18 protein-coding genes and 1 pseudogene are annotated in these 20,847 nt (G+C 52.9%); 16 read left to right on the forward strand and 3 right to left on the reverse strand.

Annotation, left to right across the window (positions count from 1 at the left end):
- The 4 genes and pseudogenes from DI44_RS12255 to DI44_RS17810 all read left to right on the forward strand — a co-directional run.
- The coding region (locus DI44_RS12255) for an ISL3 family transposase (protein ID WP_033024879.1) at nucleotides 1-943 on the forward strand (943 nt) is incomplete at its 5' end.
- Nucleotides 944-1,162: 219 nt separating this feature from the next.
- Nucleotides 1,163-1,810 (forward strand): hypothetical protein, encoded by a 648-nt coding sequence (locus tag DI44_RS12250; RefSeq protein WP_033024880.1) that lies wholly within the window; start codon nucleotides 1,163-1,165, stop codon nucleotides 1,808-1,810.
- Nucleotides 1,811-2,142: 332 nt separating this feature from the next.
- Complete coding sequence (locus DI44_RS0116970; RefSeq protein ID WP_223812638.1) at nucleotides 2,143-2,595, forward strand: hypothetical protein; 453 nt, start codon at nucleotides 2,143-2,145, stop codon at nucleotides 2,593-2,595.
- A 98-nt stretch (nucleotides 2,596-2,693) separates the two neighbouring features.
- Nucleotides 2,694-3,321, forward strand: a pseudogene (locus DI44_RS17810) (RHS repeat-associated core domain-containing protein); the annotation flags it as partial.
- On the opposite strand, the gene DI44_RS12245 reads toward DI44_RS17810, so the two are convergent.
- Nucleotides 3,218-3,904, reverse strand: a complete 687-nt coding sequence (locus tag DI44_RS12245; protein WP_021321866.1) for a Crp/Fnr family transcriptional regulator — start codon at nucleotides 3,902-3,904, stop codon at nucleotides 3,218-3,220. The pseudogene DI44_RS17810 and the gene DI44_RS12245 sit on opposite strands and share 104 nt — an antisense overlap.
- A gap of 322 nt (nucleotides 3,905-4,226) precedes the next feature.
- Between DI44_RS12245 and argC the strand changes: the two genes are divergently transcribed.
- The 9 genes from argC to clpB all read left to right on the forward strand — a co-directional run bounded on the left by argC (nucleotide 4,227) and on the right by clpB (nucleotide 16,729).
- Nucleotides 4,227-5,261 carry an N-acetyl-gamma-glutamyl-phosphate reductase gene (gene argC / locus DI44_RS12240; RefSeq protein ID WP_011230291.1) on the forward strand — a complete coding sequence of 345 codons (1,035 nt, stop codon included), beginning with the start codon at nucleotides 4,227-4,229 and terminating at the stop codon, nucleotides 5,259-5,261.
- A gap of 17 nt (nucleotides 5,262-5,278) precedes the next feature.
- On the forward strand, nucleotides 5,279-6,511 hold the full coding sequence (gene argJ / locus DI44_RS12235) for a bifunctional ornithine acetyltransferase/N-acetylglutamate synthase (RefSeq protein ID WP_013146088.1): 1,233 nt from the start codon (nucleotides 5,279-5,281) through the stop codon (nucleotides 6,509-6,511).
- Between the two features lie 12 nt (nucleotides 6,512-6,523).
- The gene (gene argB / locus DI44_RS12230; RefSeq protein WP_011230293.1) at nucleotides 6,524-7,300 is read left to right on the forward strand and encodes an acetylglutamate kinase; all 777 of its coding nucleotides are present in this window, start codon (nucleotides 6,524-6,526) and stop codon (nucleotides 7,298-7,300) included.
- On the forward strand, nucleotides 7,297-8,457 hold the full coding sequence (locus DI44_RS12225; protein WP_033024884.1) for an acetylornithine transaminase: 1,161 nt from the start codon (nucleotides 7,297-7,299) through the stop codon (nucleotides 8,455-8,457). Before argB ends, DI44_RS12225 begins: the two co-directional genes overlap by 4 nt.
- Nucleotides 8,458-8,545: 88 nt before the next feature.
- Nucleotides 8,546-9,610, forward strand: coding sequence for a carbamoyl phosphate synthase small subunit (locus DI44_RS12220; protein ID WP_014195160.1), 1,065 nt, complete (start codon nucleotides 8,546-8,548; stop codon nucleotides 9,608-9,610).
- Nucleotides 9,603-12,731 carry a carbamoyl phosphate synthase large subunit gene (locus tag DI44_RS12215; RefSeq protein WP_033024887.1) on the forward strand — a complete coding sequence of 1,043 codons (3,129 nt, stop codon included), beginning with the start codon at nucleotides 9,603-9,605 and terminating at the stop codon, nucleotides 12,729-12,731. Before DI44_RS12220 ends, DI44_RS12215 begins: the two co-directional genes overlap by 8 nt.
- The gene (gene argF / locus DI44_RS12210) at nucleotides 12,728-13,666 is read left to right on the forward strand and encodes an ornithine carbamoyltransferase (protein WP_033024888.1); all 939 of its coding nucleotides are present in this window, start codon (nucleotides 12,728-12,730) and stop codon (nucleotides 13,664-13,666) included. Before DI44_RS12215 ends, argF begins: the two co-directional genes overlap by 4 nt.
- 190 nt (nucleotides 13,667-13,856) lie before the next feature.
- A complete protein-coding gene (locus tag DI44_RS12205) occupies nucleotides 13,857-14,036 on the forward strand; it encodes a YjzC family protein (protein ID WP_011230299.1) in 180 nt (59 codons plus the stop codon).
- 107 nt (nucleotides 14,037-14,143) lie between these two features.
- Nucleotides 14,144-16,729, forward strand: a complete 2,586-nt coding sequence (gene clpB / locus DI44_RS12200; protein ID WP_033024889.1) for an ATP-dependent chaperone ClpB — start codon at nucleotides 14,144-14,146, stop codon at nucleotides 16,727-16,729.
- Between the two features lie 227 nt (nucleotides 16,730-16,956).
- On the opposite strand, the gene DI44_RS12195 is transcribed toward clpB, so the two are convergent.
- The gene (locus DI44_RS12195) at nucleotides 16,957-17,145 is read right to left on the reverse strand and encodes a YjzD family protein (RefSeq protein ID WP_033024910.1); all 189 of its coding nucleotides are present in this window, start codon (nucleotides 17,143-17,145) and stop codon (nucleotides 16,957-16,959) included.
- A 133-nt stretch (nucleotides 17,146-17,278) separates the two neighbouring features.
- Here DI44_RS12195 and DI44_RS12190 point away from each other — a divergent pair, with 133 nt between their 5' ends.
- Nucleotides 17,279-18,019: an alpha/beta hydrolase gene (locus DI44_RS12190; protein ID WP_014195165.1), complete on the forward strand. Its 741-nt coding sequence runs from the start codon at nucleotides 17,279-17,281 to the stop codon at nucleotides 18,017-18,019.
- 34 nt (nucleotides 18,020-18,053) lie between these two features.
- On the opposite strand, the gene DI44_RS12185 is transcribed toward DI44_RS12190, so the two are convergent.
- Complete coding sequence (locus DI44_RS12185) at nucleotides 18,054-18,305, reverse strand: hypothetical protein (RefSeq protein ID WP_014195166.1); 252 nt, start codon at nucleotides 18,303-18,305, stop codon at nucleotides 18,054-18,056.
- Nucleotides 18,306-18,563: 258 nt separating this feature from the next.
- Between DI44_RS12185 and DI44_RS12180 the strand changes: the two genes are divergently transcribed.
- On the forward strand, nucleotides 18,564-19,496 hold the full coding sequence (locus DI44_RS12180) for a beta-ketoacyl-ACP synthase III (RefSeq protein ID WP_033024890.1): 933 nt from the start codon (nucleotides 18,564-18,566) through the stop codon (nucleotides 19,494-19,496).
- A gap of 40 nt (nucleotides 19,497-19,536) precedes the next feature.
- Nucleotides 19,537-20,775 (forward strand): beta-ketoacyl-ACP synthase II, encoded by a 1,239-nt coding sequence (gene fabF, locus DI44_RS12175; RefSeq protein WP_033024892.1) that lies wholly within the window; start codon nucleotides 19,537-19,539, stop codon nucleotides 20,773-20,775.
- Nucleotides 20,776-20,847 lie beyond the last annotated feature (72 nt).

A 20,847-nucleotide genomic window follows, 5' to 3' on the forward strand; every position in this document is an offset into this window, starting at 1 on the left:
CGCCTCTTTGGAATCGATTCCACCCAATCAACACTACACCAATCGATTTTGTGAGTACTTGTATGAACTTTGCGAAGGCTCCACCATTCAAGAGGTTAGCCGAAAGCACCGCATCCCATATACAACATTGGAGCGCATCTATTACTTCATTGCATCGAAAAAAGCAAAAGAGCGTCAAACAGCGATAGAAGCATCTTCTCAAGAAGAGATGGTGCTTAGCTTAGATGAAATCGCGGTAAAAAAGGGACATCAGTATGAAACCGTATTGATGGATGCCAAAGCCGGATCGGTCATGGGAATGCATGCCGATCGCCAATGTGACTCCGCCCTCCACTTGTTGAGCCAAAATGTCCTGTCGAAAGAAAGGGTCCAAACGGTGATTCTTGACATGTGGGAACCTTATCATAAGGCGGTTCGCGCCCTGTTTCCATCTGCTTCGATTGTCATCGATAAGTACCATGTGATTCAAAAAGTGACACAAGCCTTGGATCAAGCAAGAAAGGAATTTCCTCCATTGAAAAAGGCTCGATATCTTCTCTTAAAAGGCTGTGAAAAGCTTCGTAAGGACCAACGGCTTCGATTGGACGATATCTTGGAGGAGTATCCGGTACTTTCCATTGCTTATTATCTGAAAGAGTTGTTTCGGGATTTTTACCGAACCGATGGATATAACGAAGCAAAGGAACGCTTGGAAGAATGGATTCAGTTAGCCAAACAGAGCCCTTTTGCTTCTTTTCAGGAAGCAGCCAACACGCTTGAAAGGTGGAAGGAGCCGATTCTTTCCTACTTTTTGTGCCCATATACCAATGCCCGAATCGAGGGGACGAATCACAAGATCAAAAACATCAAACGCCGGGCATATGGCTATCGAAATCGAGAACGGTTTCGTTTGCGTGTATTTCTGGAGTGTACAGGGAACACTACAGGTAGTCAGGCTGCTTAAGCGCTCCCTTCTTCCGCTATCGGTATGATAGTTGGTAGAATGGAACCCGTCAAGGAAAGCACTTGACTGTTTCCATTCTACCAACTTCGTGGTCTGTATGCGGAAGAAGGATCCTGACTGATGAACCGATTTCATCCAGCTAACATATTTCTGGGGTTGAGTGGAAATCACAGAAAATGGTGAAGACCCTTTTTTGTTAAAGCTTATGCAGAAAGTGTATTGGATTTTTTAGAGGGGAAAGAAACTCAATTAAAAAGAAAAATTCGCAATTTATCTAAAAAAAGTGGCACGGATTTAATCGCAGATATAGCTATGATAGGAACAATTGGCGATTACAATGCTATAAGAGAATTAGACAAAATCAATACGGATAACAAAGAGGTGCTGGAACAAATCAAGGTAGCAAAATTACAAATAATATGTGGACTAGAAGAAATAATTAAGGAGTACAGAAAACCAGATTCCCGTTATTCTCATAAAGCATTAGCAGAGGCTATTTATCATTCATTTGATCATCCAGAAGCATCAAAAGTTATAATAGAAGATCTCTTTAGTGAGGAATTTGAGCGTGTTTTTAGTGCCGTTACTCTACTTGCTTTCGCGGAAAAATTTCCTAAGGACAAAGTTACTAGGGATGTAGTAAATAAGTTCTTTGACATTTTAACGGGTGATTTTAATACAACACTAAAGAATCATGCCATACTTGCAATAGGTAGATATGGAAATATTGATGATGCATCAAGACTTGAAAGAATTGTTGAGGAAAAAAAGTATTTAACAAAGGGGAAATTTTGGAAATGGCTAAGTGAAAGCGCACTGTTAGACGATATCAACATCACAATAAAGAAATTGAAACGAAAGAAATAGACGATTCACACTCTAAATGAGCAACAAGGAAACATTGCGGTTCACGGAGCTGAATACGTTCTTCGTGATGAAGCGAAATCTACAGGTGGGCCAACCGCTGACTATTATCCAAAGGGAAGTAAAAAATGACTTTAAAAATCAGGTTTAAAACAATAGGTGATCTTCGTGAATTTAGAAACATTGTTTGTGAGAGAAAAAAGAGAATTTTATCAGTTATACCGCACGGTGAACGATGTGTTTTTCTTAGAAAATCGATTGCCCAAACAGGTATTTCGTGAACCATTTCGTTATTTTTGGTTTGAAGAATTCGACTGGACAATGGATGGGGATTTTTGGACCGTAATTCAGCAATTGTCGAAAAAATGAAAGATGAGTATATTCTTACTGCTGTACTAGATCCTCATCCTGTAGAATACTTTTATGAAGAATTTGGTTACTATAATTGGGTGAAACCCCCTGTTCATTTAACATCTGATCAATATGTAAATGTCCTGGAATTGGGGCCTAAGGAAAGTCCAGCTGATGCAATGTTATACAATTCGTATACAGTTATTTGGTTGCCTTCTTCCATGAAATGGGCTATATGGGGGGATAGAAATTACGGCATTTGTATTTTAGGACTTCGAGATGCGAACCATCGTGTGGATGCATGGCCGATTGTAAAAACTTGGCGTCCAATGGATCAAACGGTTCTATCATGGGTGGCGCTTAATTTTGCCAATCAACAGCTTCCGCAAGAGGTTGTCGATTCTCTTTTCTTGCATTATTCTAACGAAGCTAAGTAAAGAAGCCTCGCCTTGAACGCTAGGACAGAACAATAAGGATCCTTGATTGGCAACAAGCCTTTCAAGGTTCTTTTTTCGTGACCATTCAAGGAAGGGCAAGCACGAACGGCGATGTTATCTCCCTGACAGATGTGCAAGGAAACGTGGTGGTTCGCTACCAGTACGACACATGGGGCAAAATTCTTTCCCAATCCGGCGCCTTGGCGGAGGAAAACTCATACCGATATGCGGGGTATCAATATAACAACGAAACAGGTCTGTATTATCTGATCGCCTGGTACTATCATCCAACGCATGGCGTGTTCCTATCCCTAGATCCGGATCCGGGGGATGCGGACGATATCTTGACGCACAATGGATACACGTACGCAAATAACAATCTAGTGATGTTGATAGATCCGGATGGGCATTTCTTCTGGTTTGCCGTCAACGCGGGGGTTGCGGCGTATGGTGGATGCCAAGCCTTTAAAAAAAGGTGGTTGGAAAGCCGTGGCGATGGTTGCAGGTGCATCGTTGATAGGCAGTGTAGCTTTCAACAGCAGGGGAGTGTTTGCTTCAAAAAAGCAAAGGCCGCCCCTGAGCGCCGAGAACGGCCTTCCCTTTTATTTGCCGCACTTGCCCGTCAGTCAATGCGGCACAGCTCGGGCGGGCAGCCTTCGCAGGAGATTTCGTCGCGCAAGTATTGCAAGTTGTGGACGCGAATTTTTCCTTTTTGCACGGAGATGACGCCTTTTTTCCGCAAATCGCCGAGCATGCGGTTGACGACTTCGCGGGCGGTGCCGCAAAAGTTGGCGAGCTCTTGGTTCGTCAGCGGCACGTCGATCAAAATGCCGTCTTCTTTCATGACGCCGTAGCTGTTGCACAAACGGATGAGCGTCGAATAGAGCGCTCCTTTTTTGCCGTGTAAAATCAAGTCGCGGAATTTCGTCTGCGTTTTGCGGAAATGGAGGCTCATCCATTTCATCCACTCGATCGCCAGCGTCGGATTGTTGGCAAGTTCTTGTTCGAGCGTCTCGCGCTTAATGGCGGAAACGACGCCGTCTTCCAGCACTTTCGCCGTCAGCATGTAGCGGGCGCCAGGGCAAAACAGCGTCAGCTCGCCGATCAAATCGCCCTCGCTGCAAATGCGCAGCGCGAGCTCCCGTCCGTCCATGTCCATTTTGCTGATTTGGATTTTCCCCGATTGGATATAGTAAATGTCGTCTGCTTTTTCCCCTTCTTGAAACAAGTACGTTCCCTTCTCAAGGTGAAGATCGCGCCCAAGCGGTGTAAGCCACTTCTGCCATTCACGAGATTCAATCTCGTTCATTCGATCACAACCTTACGTAAAATGTATCGCTATATAAAAGTGTACAGGAAAAAAGAGGGAAGTCAATATAAGGATAGTGGAAAGATTGAAAACTTGTTGAACATCGATGGAATCGTTTGTGAAAGTCTTTGCATCCCGAGGACATGAGGGTGATGGAGTCAAGGATGCACCTTGGCTGCCGGGACAAATCGGTATTCGTTTCCCATAGACTTAGGGAGGGGCAAGAAAAAATCCTCGAAAATTATTAAATATACATTTGATTTTATTTTTATACAGTATTATAATGAGAACTACATGAGGCATACGGGTGAGGGGGAACATGATGAACGTAGCCATTATCGGGGCGACGGGGTACAGCGGCGCGGAGTTGTTCCGCTTGTTGCACGGGCATCCGCATGTGAGCCGCTGCGACGTTTTCTCGTCGTCGCAGGACGGGGTTCATGTATCGGAAAGTTTCCCGCACGTCGGTTCGGTCGATGGTGCGGTGTTGCATAAACTTGAAATCGAGGCGCTTTCCCGTTACGATGCGGTCTTTTTCGCCACGCCGCCCGGGGTGTCCGGGGAGTGGGCGCCGGCGCTCGTGGATCGGGGAGTGAAAGTGATCGATTTATCCGGGGATTTCCGTTTGAAAGACGGAGCGGTGTACGAACAATGGTACGGACGCGAGGCGGCGCCAGCGGAATATTTGCAAAAGGCGGTGTACGGGCTGACCGAGTGGAATCGGGAGGCGGTGCGCGAGGCCGTGCTCCTATCCAACCCGGGCTGTTATCCGACGGCGACGCTGCTTGGCTTGGCGCCGCTTGTCAAAGAAGGATTGATTCAGGAAGATTCGATCATCGTTGACGCCAAGTCCGGCGTATCGGGCGCGGGGCGGAAAGCAGGGCTTGGGACGCATTTTTCCGAAGTGAACGAAAACGTGAAAATTTATAAAGTGAACGTCCATCAGCACATTCCGGAAATTGAGCAAACGCTGCAAACGTGGAATGAAGCGATGGAGCCGATTACGTTCAGCACCCATTTGATTCCGATGACACGGGGCATTATGGCGACGATCTATGCGAAGGCGAAACAACCGATTTCGCCAAACGACTTGGTAGATTTATATAAAACAAGTTATGAAGGTTCGCCGTTTATCCGCGTTCGCAAGGTCGGGCAATTTCCGGCGACGAAAGAAGTGTACGGCTCAAATTATTGCGACATCGGCCTCGCCTACGATGAACGGACGGGACGGGTGACGGTCGTGTCGGTGATCGACAACTTAATGAAAGGCGCTGCCGGGCAGGCGGTGCAAAACTTCAATTTGATGATGGGGTGGGATGAGGCCGAGGGCCTCCAATCCTTGCCGATCTATCCGTGAGGGAAGGGGAACGAACAATGACAGCGACGAAACAAACGGCGCAAGTAACGGCGGTCGCCGATGGAACGGTCGTCACGCCGAAAGGATTTCAAGCGGCTGGGGTGCACGCCGGGCTGCGCTATTCGAAAAAAGATTTAGGGGTTATTCTATGCGACGTGCCAGCTTCAGCCGCCGCTGTGTATACCCAAAGCCATTTCCAGGCGGCGCCGCTCAAAGTGACGCAGGCGAGCCTCGCTGTAGAACAAAAATTGCAGGCGGTCATCGTCAACAGTGCATGCGCGAACGCCTGCACCGGCGAGCAGGGGCTCAAGGACGCCTATGAAATGCGCGAGCTGTGCGCGAAACAGTTTGGCCTGGCGCTGCACCATGTGGCCGTCGCTTCAACGGGCGTGATCGGGGAATATTTGCCGATGGAAAAAATTCGCGCGGGCATCGAAAAGCTTGTTCCAGGGGCGACGATGGCGGATGCTGAGGCGTTTCAAACGGCGATTTTAACGACGGATACGGTGATGAAGCGCGCCTGTTACCAAACGACCGTCGATGGGAAAACGGTCACCGTCGGCGGGGCGGCGAAAGGATCGGGGATGATCCATCCGAACATGGCGACGATGCTCGCGTTCATTACGACCGATGCCAACATTTCTTCGGCGGTGCTGCATGATGCGCTCCGGTCGATTACCGATGTATCGTTCAATCAAATTACCGTCGATGGCGATACGTCGACGAATGACATGGTTGTGGTGATGGCAAGCGGTCTTGCCGGAAATGACGAGCTGACGCCGAATCATCCGGATTGGGAACACTTTTACGAGGCGCTGCGGAAAACGTGCGAAGACTTGGCGAAGCAAATCGCCAGAGACGGCGAGGGGGCGACGAAGCTCATTGAAGTGCGCGTGCGCGGCGCGAAAACGGACGATGAGGCGAAAAAAGTCGCGAAGCAAATCGTTGGCTCCAACTTAGTGAAAACGGCCGTTTACGGCGCGGATGCCAACTGGGGGCGGATCATCGGCGCGATCGGCTATGCGGACGCTGACGTTGATCCGGACAATGTTGATGTCGCGATCGGGCCGATTGTGATGCTGAAAGGAAGCGAGCCGCAGCCGTTCTCGGAAGAAGAAGCGACGGCGTATTTGCAACAAGAGACGGTCGTCATTGAGGTGGATTTGCACTTGGGCGATGGCTTCGGCGTCGCGTGGGGCTGCGACTTGACGTACGATTATGTGAAAATCAACGCCAGCTATCGGACGTAAGGAGAGAGAAAGATGGGGAAAACGGTCGTCATCAAATGCGGCGGCAGCGTGCTCGATGAGCTGTCTCCCGCCTTTTTTGCCAGCGTCAGAACGATGCGGGAACAAGGGATGGATGTCGTCATCGTCCACGGCGGCGGGCCGGAAATCGGGCAAATGTTGAAAAAACTGGCGGTGCCGAGCGAGTTTGTCAACGGCTTGCGGAAAACGACGAAAGAGGTGCTTGCCGTTGTGGAAATGGTGCTCTCCGGCAAAGTGAACAAACAGCTTGTGGCGATGCTCAGGCAGAACGGCTTGCCGGCGGTCGGCGTTTCCGGTGTGGACGGGGGGCTGCTCGAAGCTGAACCGATTGACTTTGCTAAACTTGGCTATGTCGGCCGTGTGAAAACGGTTCGCTCCCGTCTTTTGCGCACGCTGCTTGAGGCGGGCTACATTCCGGTCGTTTCGCCGCTTGGCATCGATCAAAACGGGCAAACATACAACATTAACGCCGACACGGCGGCTGGGGCGGTCGCGGCCGCTATCGGCGCCAGCCAGCTCGCGTTTGTGACGAACGTGCCCGGCATTTTGCGAGACGGCGCGCTCGTGGCCGAGGCGACGGCGGAAACGATTGAACGACTGATCGAAGACGGCGTCATCACGGGCGGGATGATTCCGAAAGTGAAAGCGGCGCTCTCCGCCCTGTCCGATGCGCTGCCCGAGGTGATGATCGTCAGCGGCAAAACGACGTTTTACCAGAACGGAACATGGCACGGCACAACGATTCGCAAAGAAGTGGGGGTATATTTATGAGCGCGCTGTTTCCGACATACAACCGTTGGAAGATCGCCGTCCAAGCCGCGGAAGGGACGGTTGTGACCGATGTAAACGGAAAACAATATCTCGACTTTGTCTCCGGCATTGCCGTCTGCAATCTCGGCCATCGCCATCCGCACGTCCAAAAGGCGATTGAAAAGCAGCTGAATCAATATTGGCACGTATCGAACTTGTTTACGATTCCCATTCAAGAAGAGGTCGCGTCCTTGCTTGTCGCCCACAGCGCCGGCGACTGCGTCTTTTTCTGCAATAGCGGAGCCGAGGCGAACGAAGCGGCGCTGAAGCTGGCGCGCAAACATACTGGGAGACACAAAGTCATTACGTTCCACCAGTCGTTTCACGGCCGGACGTTCGCGACCATGGCCGCGACCGGGCAGGAGAAAGTGCATAGCGGTTTTGGTCCGCTGCTTCCGGAATTCATTCACTTGCCGCTGAATGATGTCGACGCTCTCAAGCAGGCAATGAACGAAGAAGTGGCCGCGGTGATGCTTGAGGTCGTCCAAGGGGAAGGCGGCGTCCGCCCGGTGGATCCGGCGTTTTTGCAAATAGCGTCGGAGCTGTGTCAACAGCACGGGGCGCTTCTGATCATCGACGAAGTGCAAACCGGCATCGGCCGGACCGGAAAGCCGTTTGCTTACCAGCATTTCGGCGTGGAGCCCGACATCATCACCGTGGCGAAAGGACTTGGAAGCGGCATTCCGGTTGGTGCGATGATCGGCAAAGCGTTTTTGAAAGAGTCGTTTGGGCCTGGCGTGCACGGGTCGACGTTTGGCGGCAACCCGATCGCGATGGCCGCTGCCAAGGCGACGTTAGAAGTGGTGTTCGATCCGGTATTTTTGCAAGAAGTGCAGGAGAAAGGCCGCTATTTGCTTGAGCGCCTCCATGACGCGCTCGCCCCGCTTGACATCGTCAAGGACGTGCGCGGGCTCGGGCTGCTTGTCGGGGTCGAGTGCCAAACGGACGTCGCGCCGCTGTTGCCATTGATTCATGAAAACGGCTTGCTTGTCCTCTCGGCGGGGCCGAAGGTGATCCGCCTGCTGCCGCCGCTTGTGGTGACGAAAGCGGAAATCGATGAAGCGGTGGACATTTTAACAAACGTGTTGAACAACGCCAACGCCTCAGCTGTCTTGTAAACGGACGGCCGATGGCTTAATTTTTATTCCTGTTCATGCATAAAAATTCTTGAACGGTTATAAAAACTCAAACGATGAGGTGGCGCCAATGAAAGCGTACTTGCATGTGGCGAGCGGAAAAACGTTCAGCGGCGAGCTCGCCGCTCCGCTTGAAGAAAAGGTGAGCGGGGAGATCGTTTTTTTCACCGGCATGACCGGTTATCAAGAAGTGTTGACCGACCCGTCGTATAAAAACCAAATCATCGTTTTTACGTACCCGCTGATCGGCAATTATGGCATTAATGAAGACGATTTTGAAAGCAAGCGGCCGCACGTCGAAGCGGTCGTCGTCTACGAAGCGAGCGGCACAGGATTTCATTACGGGGCGAAATACAGCTTGGCAGAATACTTGCAGCATTGGAACATTCCGCTTCTCACGCACGTGGACACGCGCGCCCTTGTGAAAGAAATCCGCACCGCTGGGACGATGATGGCGGAATTAAGTTTGTCGCCGATTCCAGCAGTTGCTGATGAGGAAGCGGCGTTTCCAGTGCGCGCGGTGTCAACGAAAACGATCGAAACATACGGCGAAGCCGGGCCGCATTTGGTGCTCATCGATTTCGGCTATAAAAAGTCGATTTTGCAGTCGCTCCTTGCACGCGGCTGCCGGGTGACGGTCGTGCCGCATGATACGGCGCCGGAAGCGATTGACGCGCTGAAACCGGACGGGCTTGTCCTCTCGAACGGCCCGGGCGATCCGAAACAGTTAAGCCATCAGCTTCCCGCTATCCGTCAGCTGATCGACCGGTATCCGACGCTTGCGATTTGCCTTGGCCATCAGCTTGTCGCCTTAGCGTACGGGGCGGATACGGAAAAACTCCGCTTCGGGCACCGCGGCGCCAATCAGCCGGTGTGGGACGCCGGGAAGCAAAAAGTGATGATGACATCGCAAAATCATAGTTACGTCGTCAAAGAGGAAAGCTTGGCGGGCAAGCCGTTTGACATCCGCTTCATCAACGTCAACGACGGCTCGGTCGAAGGCATCGTCCATCGCCATAAACCGATTTTGTCGGTGCAATACCATCCGGAGGCGCATCCGGGGCCGCAAGATACCGGCTATATTTTCGACGAATTTTTGCAAACCGTGTTCAAGGGAGAGAACGTGTATGCCTAAAGATTCTTCGCTTCAGTCGATTCTCCTGATCGGGTCGGGGCCGATTGTCATCGGCCAGGCCGCCGAGTTTGATTATTCCGGCACACAAGCGTGCATCGCCTTAAAGGAAGAAGGATATCGCGTCATTTTAGTGAACAACAATCCGGCGACGATCATGACCGATGAAGTTCATGCCGATGCCGTGTATTTTGAACCGCTCACCGTCGATGCGGTCGAAGCGATTATTGCCAAAGAACGCCCGGACGGGCTGCTCGCCACGTTCGGCGGCCAGACAGGGCTCAACTTGGCGTTTCAGCTGCATGAAGCCGGCGTGCTTGAAAAGTATGGGGTGAGACTGCTCGGAACACCGATTGAAGCGATCAAGCGCGGGGAAGACCGCGAAGCGTTCCGCGCGTTAATGCATGAGCTTGGCGAACCGGTGCCGGAGAGCGAAATTGTCACAAGCGTTGAGGAAGCGGTCGCGTTTGCCGAACAAATCGGTTTTCCGATCATTATTCGTCCCGCGTATACGCTCGGCGGGACGGGCGGCGGCATTGCCGAAAACATGGAGCAGTTTCTCGCGCTCGTGGAAAAAGGGCTGGCCGAAAGCCCGATCCGCCAATGTTTGATCGAACGGAGCGTCGCCGGGTTTAAAGAAATTGAATACGAAGTGATGCGCGACCAGTCGAATACGTGCATCACGGTTTGCAATATGGAAAACGTCGATCCAGTCGGCATCCACACGGGCGATTCGATCGTCGTCGCACCGTCGCAGACGTTGACCGATGAGGAGTACCAAATGCTCCGTTCGTCGGCGGTGAAGATCATTTCCGCATTAGGGATCATCGGCGGCTGCAACATTCAGTTCGCCCTTGACCCGAACAGCAAACAATATTACTTAATCGAAGTCAACCCGCGCGTCAGCCGCTCGTCAGCGCTCGCCTCGAAAGCGACCGGCTACCCAATCGCCCGCATTGCGGCGAAGCTGGCGGTTGGCTATACGCTCGCGGAACTCGTCAATCCGGTGACGAAAACGACGTACGCCAGCTTCGAGCCGTCCTTGGACTACGTCGTCGTCAAGTTTCCGCGCTTGCCGTTTGACAAGTTCCCGCACGCGGACCGGAAGCTCGGTACGCAAATGAAAGCGACCGGAGAAGTGATGGCGATCGATCGCAATATGGAGCGGGCGTTCCAAAAAGCGGTGCAGTCGCTCGAAGGAAAAAACAACGGACTGTTTTTGCCGGAGCTTTCGACGAAAACGAATGACGAGCTGAAACAGCTGCTTGTCGACAAAGACGACCGCCGCTTTTTCGCCATGTTGGAACTGCTCCGCCGCGGGGTGGCGGTCGAAGCCATTCACGAATGGACGAAAATCGACCGCTTTTTCCTTGCTTCGTTCGAACGGCTCGTGGCGCTCGAAAAACAGGCGGCAGCCACCACGATCGATACGATCGATGAGCCGACGTTGCGCTTCTTGAAAGAAAAAGGGGCAAGCGACGCCTTTTTGGCCGAAACGTGGGGCGTGACGGAGCTTGATGTGCGCAACAAGCGGAAGGAACTTGGCATCGTGCCGTCATACAAAATGGTCGACACGTGCGCGGCCGAATTTCATTCGGAAACGGATTATTACTACTCAACCTATTTCGGCGAAGACGAGCGGAAGAAAGCGAGCGGCAAGGAGAAAGTGCTGATCATTGGAGCTGGACCCATTCGCATCGGCCAAGGCATTGAGTTTGACTACAGCTCCGTTCATAGCGTGTTCGCCTTGCAAAAAGAAGGCTATGAAACGGTGATGATCAACAACAATCCGGAAACCGTCAGCACGGACTTTGCCGTCGCCGACCGCCTTTACTTTGAGCCACTTACCTTAGAGAGCGTCTTGGATGTCATTGAAGCGGAACAAATCAAGCATGTCATCGTTCAGTTTGGCGGACAGACGGCAATCAATTTGGTCAAAGGACTCGAAGAAGCAGGTGTGCCGCTGCTTGGCGTCACGTACGATATGATTGACCAGCTTGAGGATCGCGATCGTTTTTACCAGTTGCTTGAGGAGCTTGACATCCCGCACGTACCGGGCTTGATGGCGAACAACGCCGAGGAGCTCGCCGCCAAAGCGGCCGAGATCGGCTGCCCGGTGCTGCTTCGCCCGTCGTATGTCATCGGCGGCCGCGGCATGTTTATCGTCCATAGCGAGGCGCAGCTCGCCGCTTTGATTGAGCAAGGCGAGTTGACATATCCGATTTTGATCGATGCGTATTTGGACGGGAAAGAGGCGGAGGCCGACATCGCCACGGATGGGACGGACATTTTACTGCCGACGATTATCGAACATGTCGAAAAAGCCGGCGTCCACTCCGGCGACAGCTATGCTTGGCTGCCGGCGCAGACGCTCACAGACGAAGAAAAAGCGAAAATCATCGACTATGCGGGTCGGATTGCGAAAAAACTTGGCTTTAAAGGAATCATGAACATTCAATACGTCATTGCGGACGGCAATGTATACGTCCTGGAAGTGAATCCGCGCGCCAGCCGGACGGTGCCGATCGTCAGCAAAACGACCGGCGTGCCATTGGCGCAAATTGCGACAAAGTTATTGCTTGGGAAATCACTCGTCGACATCGTTGACGAAAAAGCTCGCGGATTGGAGGTCATGCCGTACGCCGTGTTAAAGTATCCGGTCTTTTCGACCCATAAGCTGCCGGGGGTTGACCCGATGGTTGGACCGGAGATGAAATCGACCGGTGAAGGCATCAGCATCGCCGCGACGAAGGAAGAAGCGGCGTACAAAGCGTTTTACGCGTACTTGCGAAAGAAAGCAAACGCCAATGAAATGTATGTGATTGGCGGCATCGATGAGACGCTGGCCGCGGAAATCGAAGCGAAACAGCTTGTGATCGTGTCAGATGTCCCGTTTGCCGATTGGGTGAAGCGCGACACGGCGCTCGCGGTGATCAACTTGGGCAAAGAGGAAGACGAGGCAAACAAACGAATGACTGCGTTGTCCCGACAATTGCTCGTCTTCACGGAACGTGAGACATTGAAGCTCTTCTTGCAGGCGCTCGATGTGGATCATCTTGATGTGCAGCCGATCCACGGCTGGTTGGAAAAGAAAAAACAGGCAGAACAGGCGGTGATCGCATGAATGCAGTGATGTCATTAAAAGGGAGAGATTTTTTAACGCTGCTCGATTTTTCAACAGACGAAATTATGGACTTGTTGGCGCTAGCAGCCGATTTAAAAGCGAAACAAAAAGCCGGCGTGCCGTATGCGCCGCTTTCCGGCAAAACAATGGCGATGATTTTTGAAAAGCCCTCAACGCGCACGCGCGTGTCGTTTGAAGTCGGCATGATCCAGCTTGGCGGCCAGGTGATGTATTTAAACGGCAACGATTTGCAGCTTGGCCGCGGCGAAACGATCGCCGATACGGCCCGCGTCTTGTCGCAATACGTCGATGTCATTATGATTCGCACATTTGCCCATCAAAAAGTCGAGGAGTTGGCCGAATATGCGTCCGTTCCGGTCATCAACGGCTTGACGGACGACGATCATCCGTGCCAGGCGCTGGCGGATTTGCTGACGATTTACGAAGCGAAGAAAACGTTCCAAGGCGTCAAACTCGCCTATGTCGGCGACGGCAACAACGTCGCCAACGCCTTGCTTGCGGCCGCAGCAAAAGTGGGAATGGATATTTTCATTGCCTGTCCGCCAGGCTATGAGCCGAAGGAGGAATACGTCGAGGCAGCGCGCCAGATCGGCGAGAAAACCGGAGCAACCGTTGTGGTGACGCACGACCCGCTTGAGGCAGTGGCCGGAGCGGATGCGATTTATACGGACGTATGGACGAGCATGGGCCAAGAAAGCGAAAGCGCCGAGCGGCTTCAAGTGTTCCAGCCGTACCAAGTGAATGAAGAGCTCGCCAAAGCGGCCAAACCCGATTACCTCTTTTTGCATTGCCTGCCGGCCCATCGCGGCGAAGAAGTGACGGCCGGCGTCATGGACGGCCCGAACTCGGTCGTATTTGAGCAGGCCGGCAACCGGCTTCATGCCCAAAAAGCGATTTTAGTGTCGATCCTATAGGAAAAAGGAATTCCCGTTTCGGGAGTTCCTTTTTCGTTCTTTGCAAGGAAAAGGATTTTCATGAGAAAAAACGTTTTTATTGTGAAGGCTTGACGCTCCGTGTGCGGCGGCCCCATCATTTCCCTTCTTATGAACAGCGGCGAAACCGGGAATGCTAACAAATGCAATCGAAGCAAGGGGGATGAAACAAATGGGCCAACCGCGCCATTTCAAACCAGGGGATAAAGCGCCGAACAACGGCGTGTACATTGAAATCGGCGAAACGGGCGACAATGTAAAACACCCGAAAAAGCTGAAACTGAAAGCCGGCGATACGTTCCCGGAAACGTCGAACCATAATCGGCATTGGACGTATTTGCGCAAACCGTGAAGCACAACAAAAGCCATTCCAAGTATGGAGTGGCTTTTGATTTGCCGTGTGCTTCGCGATCGGCTATAATGATTTATGGTCAAAGAAGGTCAAATGGAGGGAACGGCATGGACGCAAGCCGTTTGACGGAAAAACTGCAAGAGGCGCTGATGGCGGCGCAGTCGCTCGCCAAAGAACGACATCATCAACAGCTTGATGTCGAGCATCTCCTGATTGCGCTGCTCGAACAAGAAGGCGGCCTGGCGCCGCGGCTCGTGGAGCTTTCCGGCGCCGACAAGGAAAAGGCCGCTGACTGGCTTCGCAGCCAGCTTCGCCAAAAGCCTGAAGTGCATGGGGCGGACGGGCAGCTGTATGTTGCGCCCGCCTTAGCGCGGCTGCTTGAGGAGGCGGAAAACGAAGCGAAGCGAATGCAAGACGAGTACATATCGGTCGAACATGTGCTGCTCGCGTTGCCTCATGGCGCCGAGCCGGTCGCTCGGCAGCTGGCGTCGTTTGGACTGACGAAGGAAGCACTATTAGCGGCAGTGAGAAACGTAAGGGGGAATCAACGCGTGACGAGTCCACATCCGGAAGCAACCTATGAAGCGTTGGCAAAATACGGGCGCGACCTTGTCGCGGAAGCGAAAGCGGGAAAAATCGACCCGGTCATCGGCCGCGACAGTGAAATTCGCCGCATCATCCGCATTTTGTCGCGGAAGACGAAAAACAACCCGGTGTTGATCGGCGAGCCGGGCGTCGGGAAGACCGCTATTGTCGAAGGGCTCGCTCAACGCATCGTGCGCAAAGATGTCCCGGAAGGGCTGAAAGACAAAACGATTTTCGCTCTTGATATGAGCGCGCTCGTCGCCGGAGCAAAGTTTCGCGGTGAATTTGAAGAACGGCTGAAAGCGGTGTTAAACGAAATCAAAAAAAGCGACGGCCGCATCATATTGTTCATTGACGAGCTGCATACGATCGTCGGCGCCGGCAGAGCGGAAGGGGCGATTGACGCCGGCAATATGCTCAAGCCGATGCTTGCCCGCGGCGAGTTGCGCTGCATCGGGGCGACGACGCTTGATGAGTACCGGCAATACATCGAAAAAGACCCGGCGCTCGAGCGCCGCTTCCAACAAGTGCTTGTCCAAGAGCCGAGTGTCGAGGACACGATTTCGATTTTGCGCGGATTGAAAGAACGGTATGAAGTGCACCATGGAGTGAAAATCCACGATCGCGCGCTCGTCGCGGCCGCCGTTTTGTCCGACCGTTACATCTCTGACCGCTTTTTGCCTGACAAAGCGATCGATTTGGTCGATGAAGCGTGCGCGACGATCCGGACGGAAATGGAATCGATGCCGTCGGAGCTGGACGAAGTGATGCGCCGCGTCATGCAGCTTGAAATTGAAGAGGCGGCCTTAAGCAAAGAAACGGATGAAGCGAGCCGCGAGCGGCTTGCGGCATTGCAAAAAGAACTTGCCGATTTGCGTGAAAAGGCGAACGCCATGAAAGCGCAATGGCAAAAAGAAAAAGAGGCGCTTGACCGCGTCCGCCGTTTGCGCGAGGCGCTCGAGCGGGCAAAACGCGAACTGGAAGAGGCGGAAAACGAGTATGATTTAAACAAGGCGGCGGAGCTTCGCCATGGCCGCATTCCGCAGTTGGAAAAGCAACTCAAACAGCTCGAGCAAGAAATCAGTGAGCAAAGTGAAGGGAAATTGCTGCGCGAGGAAGTGACGGAAGAAGAGATTGCCGAAATCGTGTCACGCTGGACTGGCATTCCGCTCACCCGCCTTGTCGAAGGGGAGCGGGAAAAGCTGCTGCGGCTTCATGAATGGCTCCATAAGCGAGTCATCGGCCAAGACGAAGCGGTGGAGCTCGTCGCCGACGCCATCTTGCGGGCGCGGGCCGGGATGAAAGACCCGAACCGTCCGATCGGCTCGTTTTTGTTCCTTGGACCGACCGGCGTCGGCAAAACGGAGCTGGCCAAAGCGCTGGCCGAGGCGCTGTTTGACAGCGAGGAGCAGCTCATTCGCCTCGATATGTCCGAATACATGGAAAAACATGCTGTCTCCCGTTTGATCGGGGCGCCGCCCGGCTATGTCGGCTATGAGGAAGGCGGCCAGCTGACCGAGGCAGTGCGGCGCAAGCCGTATTCCGTTCTATTGTTCGATGAAATCGAAAAAGCTCATCCGGACGTGTTCAACATCCTGCTGCAGCTGCTCGATGACGGACGGCTCACCGACTCGCACGGGCGGACGGTCGATTTTAAAAACACAGTCGTCATTATGACATCGAACATCGGCTCGCCGCTGTTATTGGAACACAAAGACGGCGACATCGATGAACAGACGCGCAGCCAAGTGTTTGACCAATTGCGCGCCCATTTCCGCCCAGAATTTTTAAACCGGATCGACGATATCGTCTTATTTAAGCCATTGTCGATGAATGAGGTGAAAGGCATCATCGAAAAGTTCGCCCGCGAGCTGTCGGCCCGTTTGGCCGATCGGCATATCGAACTCGTGCTGACCGAAGCGGCGAAGCAATACATCGCCGAAGCGGGCTTCGACCCAGTATACGGCGCCCGCCCGCTCAAACGGTTTATGCAAAAGCAAATCGAAACGCCGCTTGCGAAAGAGCTGATCGCTGGGCGGGTGAAAGATTACAGCACCGTCACGGTCGATGTTGACAACGGGCAGATCGCCATTCGTCCGTCGGCGTAAACGAGCTGAAGGGGGCGCCGACGACGCGGAGAGACGTGCTTCTTGTCTGCCGGGGTTGGTCGCATTGTTTGAGCATGGGCGGAAAACACAAGCCCAGATCAATATGGATGGAATGCTCCTCCACTTACCCTATATAGGTGTTGAAGTGGGAGGATTCTCGGTTAAAGATGACAAAAAACAACGCCTTGGGACTTTCACCCCAAGGCGTTGTCTTATGAAGCGAATGATCAATGATGGTGATCCCCAGCCGGCTCGTCCGGAATCAAAGCGGCGACGACAAGGACTAAAACGGTCACGATCACGCCGAGCAAGGCGCCGGTTGCGAAATCATAGCCGATCCCTTGCATCGAGCCCATGACGTACGTTGCCATTTGCACGAGCAAAAACGTCCAAAAAAACGTCCAAAACAAGCGCATCTTTGTTCCTCCCATCTTCTCGTCATTCCTTTTCTTATCTTATCACAATTTGTCACGTAGGCATATACCCGGACGTTTTTTTTGGCCGCGCATATCGTATACTGTACCATTATGCATTGCCAAACAAGGGTGAATGGAAACGATGGCAGGACAACGGCGGTTTTTTCAACTCGATGAGCAATGGTGCATCGTTCACGTGCCGGAGCGCCCAAATGGGTTTGCCCTTTTTTTAATGGGCGACGGCGACCATTTTGTGAACGAACAGACGAGTTTTTGGCTCGAGCATCCGGGGCGGCGCCAATGGCTGGAAGATTGGTTGGAACGTGGGTATACGGTCTTTTCGTCCCATTTGTACGGCCGGCATTGGGGAAGTCCGAAAGCGGTCCGGCTGGCGCGCCAACTCATTTACTCGGTGTTGAAAAGCGAAATTGTGAACCAGCGCATCTATATCGTTGCCGAAGGAATGGGCGCGCTCGTTGCCTTGCAACTGCTTGGCGCCATGCCAAGTCAAATCCGCGCCGTCGCCATGATCAACCCTTGCCTTGATGTTCGCGCCCAGCTTGACTATGAACAGGAACATCCATTCGTGTACCGGCGGATGGTGAGGGAAATCGCGACTGCCTATGGCTTGAAAGAAGAGGAGGTGCCCGAGGCTGTTCCGTCCCTCTTTCTCAGTCCTCATGACGTTCCGGTGACGATTTGGCAGCTGGCCGGAGTGAGCCCGTATCCATCCGCCTTGCATAGCCGTAAATATGAACAATGGATGAAAACGACAAACAACCGGGTGCGCGTCGTTTACGAGCTGCCGGAGAAACGGCGCCAACTGGCTCGACAAATCGGGCAATTTTTCTGCCAATACAATGAACTCCCGTAAACGACAAGGGCAGACGCATCGACCGGTGCGTCTGCTATTTTTTCAATAAGTCGACGAGCGAGGTGATCTTTTTCACGAGCGGTTTTAATTGTTGCAATGAGTCGGCTAGCGTATTGACGTTTTCAAACAGCTTCATGAAATCGATGTTCGGCAGTAAAGGCGGTTCTGCCCCGCTCCCTTGATCTTCGCGCTCGCCGGTTGCGCGAGAAGGAAAAGATCCGAACATTAGGCGGGAAAAACGGTCTTGCCGTTCGCGATGTTGTTCTTGTGCTTCGCCGTTGGCCATGGGCGATCCTCCCTTTCATGCGATGGTTGCTCGTATTTGTATTGTATGGCAGAAGGGAAAAAGCGGTTTGGACAAATGCCTTAGGGGTACGGAAAGCGCTGGTTCAACTTTCGTTTTCTATTGCGCATCCACGCTCTTTCGGCTAAAATTAGTACCAAGTAATAATAATTGGTGATGTAGACTGATTGTACATTCAAGTTTGGTTGTCAGCGTGAGCGTTTTTTTGCCATTTTGGGAAAGAAAGAGGAGATGAATGATATGGGAGCAGGAATTATCGGGGTCGGCCGCTATGTGCCGGAAAAAGTGTTGACCAACTTTGATTTGGAAAAAATGATGGATACATCGGATGAATGGATCCGGACGCGCACCGGGATCGAGGAGCGCCGCATCGCTCCGGATGACATCGATACGTCCCATATGGCGTATTTTGCCGCAGAAAGGGCGCTTCAAGACGCTGGCATGGAGGCGAAGGATATTGATCTCATTTTAGTTGCCACCGTCACTCCGGACCGTCCGTTTCCGTCGGTCGCTTGCATGCTGCAAGAGCGGCTTGGCGCCGTCAACGCCGCTGCGCTTGATATCAGCGCTGCCTGTGCGGGGTTTATGTACGGGATGGTCACGGCCGCCCAATTTATTGACACAGGCGCCTACAAGTATATATTAGTAGTGGGGGCAGACAAACTATCGAAAATCACCGATTGGACCGACCGCAACACGGCGGTGCTGTTCGGCGACGGCGCCGGAGCGGTCGTCATGGGTCCGGTGTCGCCCGGGCGCGGGATTTTATCTTTCGAGTTGGGAGCTGACGGAACAGGAGGAAAACATTTATACAAAGACGAATATATCGTCATGAACGGCCGTGAAGTATTCAAGTTCGCCGTCCGGCAAATGGGAGAATTAAGCGTGCGTGTGCTTGAAAAAGCCGGGCTCACGAAAGACGATGTCGACTTTCTCATTCCGCATCAAGCGAACATTCGCATCGTCGAAGCGGCCAGACAGCGGCTCGAGCTGCCAGAAGAGAAAATATCGACAACCATCCGTCGATATGGCAACACGTCGGCCGCATCCATTCCGATTTCGCTTGTAGAAGAGTTGGAAGCGGGCAAAATCCATGACGATGATCTCATCATTATGGTCGGATTCGGCGGCGGGCTGACGTGGGGCGCGATCGCTTTGCGCTGGGGCCGTTAACGGCACGTATATTATCGAAATAAAAGGAGAGACGGAAACGATGGAAAAAAGACGAGTCGTCGTGACAGGCATAGGCGCCGTCACCCCGCTTGGGAATGACGCAGAAACGACGTGGAAAAACATTATCGCCGGCCAGTCCGGCATCGACATTGTCACTCGCGTCAATCCGGACGACTTTCCGGCGAAAGTGGCGGCGGAAGTGAAAGACTTCGATCCGTCGCTGTTTATCGACCGCCGCGAGGCGCGGAAGATGGACCGATTTACCCAATTCGCCGTCGCTGCGGCGCTCATGGCGGTCAAAGATGCCAATCTCGACATTAATGAAAGCAACGCTGAACGGGTCGGTGTTTGGATTGGTTCTGGCATCGGCGGCATGGAGACGTTTGAACAGCAGTTTGAGATTTTCCAGCAGCGCGGTTATCGCCGAGTGAGCCCGTTTTTCGTGCCAATGATGATCCCGGATATGGCCGCTGGGCAAGTATCGATCATCCTCGGAGCGAAAGGGATCAATTCGTGCACGGTGACCGCTTGCGCGACCGGGGCGAACTCGATCGGTGATGCGTTTAAAGTCATTCAGCGCGGCGACGCCGATGTCATGATCACCGGCGGGACGGAAGCGCCGATTACGAAAATGTCGTTCGCCGGTTTTTGCGCCAGTACGGCTCTTTCAACCAATCCAGATCCAAAAACGGCGAGCCGCCCATTTGACAAAAACCGCGACGGTTTCGTCATGGGTGAGGGAGCAGGCATCGTTGTTCTTGAGGAATTGGAGCACGCGTTGCGCCGCGGCGCGAAGATTTACGCCGAAATTGTCGGTTACGGTGCGACCGCCGATGCGTATCATATCACCGCACCGGCGCCGGGCGGCGAAGGCGGCGTGCGGGCGATGCGCCAAGCGCTTCATGACGCTGGCCTGAAGCCGGAGGAGATCGATTACATCAACGCCCACGGCACGAGCACCGATTACAATGATAAGTATGAGACGGCGGCGATCAAAGAAGTATTCGGCGATCATGCCTATAAGCTCGCCGTCAGCTCGACGAAGTCGATGACTGGGCATTTGCTCGGGGCGACCGGCGCGGTGGAAGCGATTTTCTCCGTGCTGGCGATCCGCGACGGCATCATTCCGCCGACGATCAACTACGAAACACCGGATCCGGAATGCGACCTCGACTATGTGCCGAATGAAGCGCGCAAGCAAGACGTGCGTGTGGTCTTAAGCAACTCATTTGGATTTGGCGGCCATAATGCGACATTGATTTTTAAAAAATATGTGTAATGGATGAAAAGGAGAGCCTTGGTTGAGCAGAGCTGAAAACGCGTGACTAACGGCGGGTTCGGTTCAGCGTCA

This window comes from Geobacillus sp. CAMR5420, assembly GCF_000691465.1.
Lineage (GTDB): Bacteria > Bacillota > Bacilli > Bacillales > Anoxybacillaceae > Geobacillus > Geobacillus thermoleovorans.